We start from the raw sequence: 4,344 nt of genomic DNA, 5'->3' as shown, positions 1-4,344 counted from the left end.
CCGCGGACTACGAGCGGGACGGCACCCACATGAACAGCGTGGACACCGGCTGGGTCACCGACGAGCGCCCGCACCCGGCCAAGACGGCCGTGCGGGAGGCCGGCTTCCGGCCGCCGCTCGACGTCGTGGACGGCGCCGCCCGGGTGTACGACCCGATCGTGCGCGGGCTGCGCGGTGACCCGGTGAGCGGCCAGTTCCTCAAGGACTACCGGAGTGTGCCCTGGTGAGCGACGCGACCCCGGTGCGCTGCCCGGCCATCACCGACCCCGGCGCCGGGCTGGCCGACCCCGCGGACTTCACTCCCCTGCTGACCCGGCTGGCCGCCGGGGGCACGGTCGCGCAGCCGGAGGAGTTCCCGCGCGGGACGGTTCAGCCGGACGGCCGGCTCGACCTGTGCAAGCAGGGCCTCGGCCCCGAGCAGGCGGCGCGGATCGTCGCGGCGGCCGTCGACTCGCCGCTGGTACGTCACCTGCTGCTCGGCACGAACGGCCTCGGTGCCGACGGCGCCCGTGCGGTCGCCGGCGCGCTGCGGCCCGGCCACCACGTCGAGACGCTCTACCTGGGCTGCAACCGGATCGACCCGGACGGCGTGGACGCGATCGCCGCCCGGCTGGCCCAGGACGACACCGTGCGGGCGCTCTGGCTCAAACGCAACCCGGTCGGCGACGACGGCGTGGCCCGGCTGGCCGCCGCGCTGGCCACCAACCGGGCGATCCGTACGCTCGACCTGGTCAACGTCGGCCTGACCGTCCACGGCCTGCGGGCGCTGGCCGCCGCGCTCACCGCCCGCCCGGCCCGGTTGCAACGGCTCTACCTGGGCGGCAACGGCTTCGGGGCGGACGTCGTGCCGGTGCTGGGCACGCTGATCCACGAGGCCGGGGTGCACGAGATCTACCTGGCCGCGAACCACCTCGGTGACGCCGGGGCGGCGGCGCTGGCCGGGCTCGCGGACGGGGTGGCGCTGACCCTCGGGCTGGGCGGCAACGGCCTGACCCCGGCCGGGGCCGTGGCGCTGGCCCGGCACCTGGGCGCGTGGACGGCGCTGGACCTGGCCCGGCCGCCGTCGGAGCGGTCGCTGGGCGCGCAGGGCAACGTGGTCGGCGACGAGGGCGCGTACGCGCTGGCCGACGCCCTCGGCGAGGCCCGGCTGCAGCGGCTGGACCTGCGGCGGACGGAGATCGGCGGGCGCGGCGCCCGGCGGCTGGTGACGGCGGTGCAGGGGCATCCGACGCTCGCGTACCTGGGACTCAACGGCGGGGTGCCACGCCGGCAGCGGCGCCGGGCGGCGGAGCTGCTCGCGGGGCAGCCGACACCGGTGCCGCACGCCGACATCCGGGCGATCGCGAGCGTCTACCGGTAAGGAATAACCGGCCTCCTCCTGCGTTCTACCCGCTGGATCCATTTGGAGGACTGAGATATGAAGACCGGAATCCACCCCGCCTACGGTTACGTCGTCTACCGCGACCGCAGCGCCGACTACTCGTTCCTGACCCGGTCCACGGCGACCAGTGACAAGACGGTCGAGTGGAGCGACGGGCAGACCTACCCGGTGCTCGACGTCGACATCTCCAGCGGCAGCCACCCGTTCTGGACCGGCAAGCAGCGTCTGCTCGACACCGCCGGCCGGGTCGAGAAGTTCCGCGCCAAGTACGCCCGCGCCCGCGGCGGAAAGTAAGCCGTCGCCGCGCGACCGGCGGCACCCCTCACCGGGTGGCCGCCGGTTTCGCGTCTCCGGCGGCGTACGCCTGCCTGATCTCGGCCAGCTGCCCCTGCTCGGCCGCGTAGTCCCGCGGGCGGGGCTGGTCCGGGTTGGGGTCGAGGATCACCTCGCTCGCGCCCAGCCCGGCCAGCGCGTGCACGTCCCCCACGACCTGCTCCAGCGTGCCGACCCCGGCCGGGCGCTCCGGACCGGCCGGCTCGGCCTGCAGCCTGGCCTTCACCCGGACGACCAGCTCCGGCACCGGCCTGTCCTGCTCCGCCGCCTCCTGGCGCAGCGCCGGCAGCCCCTTGTCCCGCAGCCAGTCCAGGTCGGGGTTGATGGGATGCCAGGCGGTCCCCGAGCGGACCGCGCGGCGGATCGCCCGGCGCGACGCTCCGCCGACCCAGACCGGCACCCGGCCCTCCGGCGGCCGCGGCCCCGTCTGCACCCCCTGATATCCGGGCCCGTCGACCCGGTCCGCGGCCCACGCCCCGGTGATGATCTCCAGGTATTCGTCCGTGACCGGGCCGCGCCGGGCGTGGTCGGCGCCCAGTGCGGCGAACTCGGTGGCCGACCAGCCGGCCCCGACGCCGAGCACGAACCGGCCGCCGCTCATCAGGTGCAGCATCGCGCTCATCCGGGCGGTGTGCAGCGGGTGCCGGTACGGCAGCAGCACCACCGAGGTGCCCAGCCGCACGGTCGTGGTCTGCCCGGCCAGCCAGGCGAGCAGCACGAACGGGTCGTGGAACGGCTCGGGATAGATCGCGGCGACCTCGGGGGTCAGCACGACGTGGTCGGAGACGACCAGGGTGTCGAAGCCGCCGTCCTCGGCGAAGCGGGCCCAGCCCAGCAGCGCGTCGTAGCTGGATTCGGGCCCGAAGTTGGGCACGTTCACGCCGAGCCGGATCATCGGGCCACCGCCTGCTCGTAGCGCCGGAAGGGGGCGGCGGCGTCGGCGTCGGTGTGCCCGGGGCGGGCGATGCCCGGCAGGACCGCCGTGACGGCGTCGATGAGCCGGGCCGTGGTCGCCGCGTCGCCGTCGATCGCCGCCGGGACCAGGGACTTGTCCGCGGCGTACACGATCTCGCCGATCCCGGCCGCGGCGGCGACCAGCCGGCAGATCGCACACGGCTCGCAGCTGGAGTAGATCACGGCGCCGGACAGGTCGGCGGTGCCGAGCCGGCGGGTGGCGTCGCGGACGGCGACGACCTCGCCGTGCCCGGACGGGTCGTGGTCGTCCACGACGGTGTTGGCGCCGCCGCCGAGCACGACGCCGCCGCGCACGACCAGCGCCGCGAAGGGCAACCGGCCGGTGGCGGCCTGGTGCAGAGCCAGTTCGACGGTACGGGCCAGCGCCGCCCCCTCGTCGAGCGGGACGCCGATCAGCGCATTGACATCAACGGTGGTCATCCGCTGAGCCTAGAAGTTCGATGTGCGGCCTGCTGCCCTGCCTGGGCGCGTCACCGGCGATCCGGCGGTCCCGGGAACACCACCTCGGTGATCGTCGCCGTGCCGGTGGTCACGCCCCCCTCGTGCATGGTGATCCGGTCGCCGGGCTCGAGATGATGCCAGCGGACGGCGGTCAGCGGGGCCAGCCGGACCGGACCGGCGCCGCCCGGTGGCAGCTCCTGGGCGTACTCGACCCAGATCAGCGCGACTGCCAGGTCCGGCGCACCGGCCGGGGTGAGCAGCCCGGTGTCCCACAGCGGGCGTACTGTCCCGGCGCCCGGGATCGCTGCACTGCGCGTGCCGGGGATCAGCCTCAGCTCGGCGCGGATGACGCCGTGCAGCACCTCGCGGCGGCGCCACGCGCACCACGCGGCGCTACGCTCCAGGCCCATCCGGTGCGCGGCTTCCTCGAGGATCTGGAAGTACGACGTGGTGACCGGATGGTCGTCGCCCCGGTCGAGCAGCACGTCCAGGGCGAGCTCCCACTCGGCGTGGGCCAGGTACTCGTCGACGTCGGCCCGGGGCAGCCCGGCGGGCAGCTCGCCCGCCGCCTGGCGCAGGAGTCCGGGCACATCCACGCCAGCGATTGTGCCCGGAACACGATCGGGCCCGGCGACCGGACAACCGGGTGGTCCTCCGCACCCGTCTGAGAAGTGATGACCCGACGGAGGGCGGCACGATGCGGGACGGTTCTCAAGCGGAGTACGTCGACTACGTCACGGCGCGGATACCGGCGCTGCGGCGGCTGGCGTTCCTGCTGGCGGGCGACGAGCACCGCGCCGACGACCTGGTGCAACAGACCATCACCACGCTGTACGTGAAATGGCAGCGGGCGGCCACGGCCACCCACCTCGACGGGTACGTGCGCACCATGCTGGTCCGCACGTTCGTCGACGAGCGGCGGCTGGCCTGGGCCCGGGTCCGGCTGCTGCGCGAGACACCGGAGCCGCTGCCACCGGCCGGCGGCAGCGGCATCGAGGATCGCCAGGTCGTCCGGGTCGCGCTGGCCCGGCTGCCGCGCCGGCAGCAGGCCGTACTGGTGCTGCGCTTCTTCTACGACCTGCCGGTCGACGAGGTCGCCGCGATCCTCGGCTGCTCGGCCGGCACGGTCAAGAGCCACACCTCCCGCGGTCTGACCACCCTGCGACGCCTGCTGGGCGAGCGGGAACTGACGGGCTTTTCCACCCAGGAACTGA

Annotated in this window: 6 protein-coding genes and 1 pseudogene; 4 read left to right on the top strand and 3 right to left on the bottom strand. The window is 74.6% G+C overall.

Translation table 11 applies throughout. The features are described 5' to 3' along the window. From AB0C29_RS35970 to AB0C29_RS35960, 3 genes and pseudogenes are all read left to right on the top strand, one after another. Positions 1–227: pseudogene (locus tag AB0C29_RS35970) on the top strand (SDR family NAD(P)-dependent oxidoreductase); the annotation flags it as partial. After that, the gene (locus AB0C29_RS35965; RefSeq protein ID WP_360830058.1) at positions 224–1,360 is read left to right on the top strand and encodes a gala protein; all 1,137 of its coding nucleotides are present in this window, start codon (positions 224–226) and stop codon (positions 1,358–1,360) included. The pseudogene AB0C29_RS35970 and the gene AB0C29_RS35965, both read left to right, overlap by 4 nt. 57 nt (positions 1,361–1,417) lie before the next feature. Further along, complete coding sequence (locus AB0C29_RS35960) at positions 1,418–1,675, top strand: type B 50S ribosomal protein L31 (RefSeq protein WP_360542768.1); 258 nt, start codon at positions 1,418–1,420, stop codon at positions 1,673–1,675. A 28-nt stretch (positions 1,676–1,703) separates the two neighbouring features. On the opposite strand, the gene AB0C29_RS35955 is transcribed toward AB0C29_RS35960, so the two are convergent. From AB0C29_RS35955 to AB0C29_RS35945, 3 genes are read right to left on the bottom strand one after another with little or no spacing between them, the layout of a single operon-like run. Continuing rightward, entirely contained in the window at positions 1,704–2,609 is a 906-nt protein-coding gene (locus AB0C29_RS35955; protein WP_360830055.1) for a TIGR03619 family F420-dependent LLM class oxidoreductase, read from the bottom strand. Further along, a complete protein-coding gene (locus AB0C29_RS35950; RefSeq protein WP_360830052.1) occupies positions 2,606–3,109 on the bottom strand; it encodes a deaminase in 504 nt (167 codons plus the stop codon). Before AB0C29_RS35950 ends, AB0C29_RS35955 begins: the two co-directional genes overlap by 4 nt. Before the next feature lie 50 nt (positions 3,110–3,159). Then, a complete protein-coding gene (locus tag AB0C29_RS35945) occupies positions 3,160–3,726 on the bottom strand; it encodes a hypothetical protein (RefSeq protein WP_360830049.1) in 567 nt (188 codons plus the stop codon). Between the two features lie 101 nt (positions 3,727–3,827). Here AB0C29_RS35945 and AB0C29_RS35940 point away from each other — a divergent pair. Beyond that, positions 3,828–4,344, top strand: a 517-nt coding sequence (locus AB0C29_RS35940; RefSeq protein WP_360830046.1) for a SigE family RNA polymerase sigma factor, incomplete at its 3' end; no start/stop codon positions are given.

This window comes from Actinoplanes sp. NPDC048791 (genome assembly GCF_040650095.1).
Classification (GTDB): domain Bacteria; phylum Actinomycetota; class Actinomycetes; order Mycobacteriales; family Micromonosporaceae; genus Actinoplanes.
The sequence above is the reverse complement of the archived record's forward strand: the minus strand, read 5'-3'. Positions and strand labels throughout refer to the sequence as shown.

Coding starts and splice junctions, on each gene's coding strand:
- AB0C29_RS35960 (WP_360542768.1), top strand. CDS start 1,418: ATGAAGACCGGAATCCACCCCGCCTACGGTTACGTCGTCTACCGCGAC.
- AB0C29_RS35955 (WP_360830055.1), bottom strand. CDS start 2,609: ATGATCCGGCTCGGCGTGAACGTGCCCAACTTCGGGCCCGAATCCAGC.
- AB0C29_RS35950 (WP_360830052.1), bottom strand. CDS start 3,109: ATGACCACCGTTGATGTCAATGCGCTGATCGGCGTCCCGCTCGACGAG.